At 42.8% G+C, this 236-nt stretch carries 1 pseudogene; it reads left to right on the top strand.

The window, feature by feature from the left end:
* A pseudogene (locus CHH91_RS19105) lies at window positions 1-236 on the top strand (class B sortase); the annotation flags it as partial.

Below are 236 nucleotides of genomic sequence, written 5' to 3'. Positions count from 1 at the left end.
TTTGCATGCGATCAATGATGACATAGTCGGCTGGATTTTTATTGGCGGAACCAATATTGATTATCCAGTCTTGCAAGGGCGCGATAATGAATATTACTTAAATCGCAACTATAAAGGCGAGGAAACGAGAGCAGGCAGTATTTTTATGGATTACCGCAACCACATTGGGGGAGAGGAGCGAAACCGTATCTTATATGGGCATCGTATGAAAGACTCGTCTATGTTCAGCGACCTTA

Source organism: Virgibacillus sp. 7505 (assembly GCF_002272135.1).
Lineage (GTDB): Bacteria > Bacillota > Bacilli > Bacillales > Amphibacillaceae > Terribacillus.
The sequence above is the reverse complement of the archived record's forward strand: the minus strand, read 5'-3'. Positions and strand labels throughout refer to the sequence as shown.